The organism is Campylobacter concisus, from assembly GCF_002913865.1.
GTDB lineage: Bacteria > Campylobacterota > Campylobacteria > Campylobacterales > Campylobacteraceae > Campylobacter_A > Campylobacter_A concisus_AM.
Genome location: NZ_POYX01000110.1, coordinates 1 through 3,244, shown reverse-complemented (window position 1 = coordinate 3,244; position 3,244 = coordinate 1). Strand labels below are relative to the sequence as shown.

Annotated in this window: 4 protein-coding genes and 1 other RNA gene; 1 reads left to right on the top strand and 4 read right to left on the bottom strand. The window is 40.0% G+C overall.

All coding sequences use genetic code 11. The features are described 5' to 3' along the window. The first annotated feature begins 20 nt into the window (after nt 1-20). Nucleotides 21-347: RNase P RNA component class A (gene rnpB / locus CYP77_RS07325), an RNA gene on the top strand. A gap of 101 nt (nt 348-448) precedes the next feature. On the opposite strand, the gene CYP77_RS07320 is transcribed toward rnpB, so the two are convergent. From CYP77_RS07320 to CYP77_RS07305, 4 genes are read right to left on the bottom strand one after another with little or no spacing between them, the layout of a single operon-like run. Continuing rightward, nucleotides 449-676 carry a hypothetical protein gene (locus tag CYP77_RS07320; RefSeq protein WP_103565909.1) on the bottom strand — a complete coding sequence of 76 codons (228 nt, stop codon included), beginning with the start codon at nt 674-676 and terminating at the stop codon, nt 449-451. Continuing rightward, a complete protein-coding gene (gene fliS / locus CYP77_RS07315) occupies nt 669-1,040 on the bottom strand; it encodes a flagellar export chaperone FliS (protein ID WP_009293744.1) in 372 nt (123 codons plus the stop codon). The genes CYP77_RS07320 and fliS overlap by 8 nt, the downstream gene beginning before the upstream one ends. Before the next feature lie 9 nt (nt 1,041-1,049). Next, nucleotides 1,050-2,810 carry a flagellar filament capping protein FliD gene (fliD, locus tag CYP77_RS07310; protein WP_103565905.1) on the bottom strand — a complete coding sequence of 587 codons (1,761 nt, stop codon included), beginning with the start codon at nt 2,808-2,810 and terminating at the stop codon, nt 1,050-1,052. Between the two features lie 2 nt (nt 2,811-2,812). Beyond that, nucleotides 2,813-3,208, bottom strand: a complete 396-nt coding sequence (locus tag CYP77_RS07305; protein WP_021089781.1) for a FlaG family protein — start codon at nt 3,206-3,208, stop codon at nt 2,813-2,815. Between the last annotated feature and the right edge of the window lie 36 nt (nt 3,209-3,244).

Below are 3,244 nucleotides of genomic sequence, written 5' to 3'. Positions count from 1 at the left end.
ATTTTAAATATAATCACGCTCTGGCACGGTAAGCGGTCGCTTTTGTATCTTGCAAAAGAGGAAAGTCCGAGCTGCGATAAGACGAAGTTCCATCTAACGGATGGCTAGGGAAACCTAAGGGATAGTGTAACAGAAAGCAAACTTCCGCCTTGGCGGTAAAGGTGAAACGGCGGGGTAAGAGCCCACCGGCGCGCTTGGTAACTTGCGTGGCCATATAAACCCAACTTGCAGTAAGAAGGGATGGTTTTGGTCTTATATTAAAACCCTTCGCTAGAGCTTGTTTGTAAAAGCAAGCGTAGATAAATGATCGCTCAAGACAGAACTCGGCTTAACGCCGTGCCTTCGCTTAAATTTAGAGTAAATTTCAAGTAGCAAGCAGTTAGTAAATTTGAAAGATTTTCAAGACAGAACCAGCAAATATGCCGTGCCTTGAAAGTTTGAGATTAGATTAATTTTTTACGTATTTTTGAGCTTTTTGTAGTTTTGTAAGCTCGTTTTGGATGTGTAAAGATTTGGTTTTAAAAAGCTCTATCGCACCACCTATCAAGGCCTTTGCCTCTTCAGCTGCAGCTAAGCTTTTAAACATATCTTCGCTAAAGCTTTGTGATAGTGCAGCTAGCTTTCTTGTGTCTTCGTTTATTAACGCTAACTTAAATTCATTGATCCAGCTATTCACCTGATGTTACCTCCCTCCATGCTTCTGATAACTGCTTTACGACATTTGTTACTTCATTTAGCGCGTTAATATCATTTTGGATATTTGCCATAGCAAGAAGCTGCATCTGTCTTGTATAAAGGCCGCTAAGATAGTGAGCCACGTCGCCTTGAGAATAATCAAGCGAGTTTAAAAGCTCGACAAAGATAGCGTTTGCTCTGTTTATGTAATAGACTTTTTTCTCTATATCTCCAGCTTCGATCGCTTTTTTTGTGCGAAATATAAATTTTAAAATTCCGTCATAAAGCATTTCTATTAATTTAGTCGGGGACTCGATGCCCCCGAAACTCGACTGTGCGTATGCACTATATGCACTTTGATTCATTTTTCTCTCTTATTTTCTACTGTTTATCTCAGCATCTATCATTGATTTTAGAGTTGAGAACTGATTTTCTAAACTTGCGATGATAGAGTTATACTTGATGAAGCGCTCTTGCATCGTTGTATATTTCTCATCTAAAAGCTTTTGAGTGCTCTCTTTATTTTTAGTGATAGACTCACTCTCGTCTTTTAGCTGATTTTGCATAGCGATCATAGTGCCTTTTTTGCCAACAGCGCCATCAAGCATATTAGCTAGCTTTGTAAAAAGTCCATCGGTTTTTTTAGTCACTGGATTTACAGTGGCTTCGCTCATGCCAAGAGTTGCTAGTGCAGAAGCCTTGCCTTTTACCTCGATGTTTTCACCATCACTTCTTTTTAAGATGATCCTCTTGCCACTTTGATCAAGACTAGCTGTGACTCCGTCGATACCAGCGTCATTGATAGCTTGTTGAAGTTTTAGAGCGTTATCTTCAGCTGTCCCACCAGCTGTGGTTGAAAATATAACTGACTTACCATTTATCGTTAGATCGCCAGCTTGGATATTTAACGCACCTGCGCTAACGGTTGAGTTACCCATGTAGCTTATCGGCTCAGTCTTGCTTGAACCCATGAAAAATTTCTGAATTTCTTCTGGATCTTTGCTAAGAGCTGCGTTAAATTTATTTAGATCAAGCTGGAGCTGACCGTCTTTATCTGGCACTATGCCAAATTTACTTAGCGCTTTGCCTTCGCTATCTTGACCATTTACTAGACGTCCGATGTTTGATCTAAGGCTTGAAATTTCACTTACACCTTGGAAAGTACCAGCGCCTTTTTCTTCATCATATTTTGTAGCGATCTCAAGGTTCATGGTCATTAGGTTGTAGTCTTTTATAAACTCTTCAACCGCTTTTACGACCTCTTCAGTGTTTTGAGAGATGCTGACATTTGTCCTGCCAGTCTCATTTAGCGTGATATTTACGCCAGGTCTTAGATCATCAAAGCTGTTTTTACTTCTTTTGATATTTACGCCGTTATATGTAAATTCTGCATCTTGCGCTTTTAGAATTCTATTTTTCTCCAAATTTGATGTCATCTTTGGCGAGCCATCAGGATTTGTTAGCGCTGTGCCGTGCTCATCTGTATCTTGAAACTGCGTATCATCCCAGCCAAGCTTGTCTAAAACGCCAGCGGTGTCGTTTGAAAATTTGATAGTCTGCGTAGCGCCAGTGCTACCTGATTGAAGCATTATTTGATTTGGTTTATCGCCACCAACATTTAAAATTCTAGCTTGCAATTTACCGCCACTTACGTCATTTATCTTATCAACGATATCTTGATACGTTGTAGATCTTGTCACGCCGATAGAGAATTTTTGTCCATCGATCTCAACATCAAACGAGCCAGTATTTGTCGCACCCACCATGCTTGAAGAATTTTTGAAATTCTTGCTTTGAAATGTATCTTTTTGAGCAAGTTTTTGCACATCGATACTAAAGCTTTGCACGCTAACGCCGTTTGCAGCAGAAGCTGTGACGCTTTTGCCAGCGTTATTTGTATTTCTTTTTAGATAAAGTGCCTCGCCGCCAAGTGTTTTGCCACTAACATTTACGTTGCTAACAAGAGTTTTTAGAGCTGCAAGGTCCTTTTGCTTAAGCTCATTTTTCTCTAGTCTTGTTGTAAGTGGTTTGATCTGTCCAGCCTCATCAGCCTCTTTTAGTTTCTTGATAAGCTCATCGTTTAGGCCGCTATTTTTTGTACCGATGCCTAAATTTGTTACGTTACCTACTGCCATTTTTAACTCTCCTTGTCAAAAAGTATTCCGATACTTTCTTTGAAATACTCGCTGATTTTTATAGCTTCTTTACTTGGAAGCTGTGTTATCTCTTCGCCTGTTTTGGCGTCTTTTACTTGCACTACCATTAAATTTAACTTCTCGTTGTAAGCAAATCTTACATTAGTATCGAGCTGTTGCATCTGATAGTTTAGCCTATCAGTGACCTCTCTTGTCTTTCTAGCAAGATCCTCGTTGCTAAGTCCGTCAAGCTCGTTAGCATCCTTTGATTTGCCGTTTTTGTCGGCATTTACTTTGACATCTGAGTGCTCGATAGGTCTGCTGTCTATCTGACGCTGAGCCGACGTGCTCATGTTTGCATCAAGTGTTTGATTTGCCGCTGCTTTGAAAATTTCCATAGTTTTACTCCTTAAAACTTACGCTAGCTCCTACAT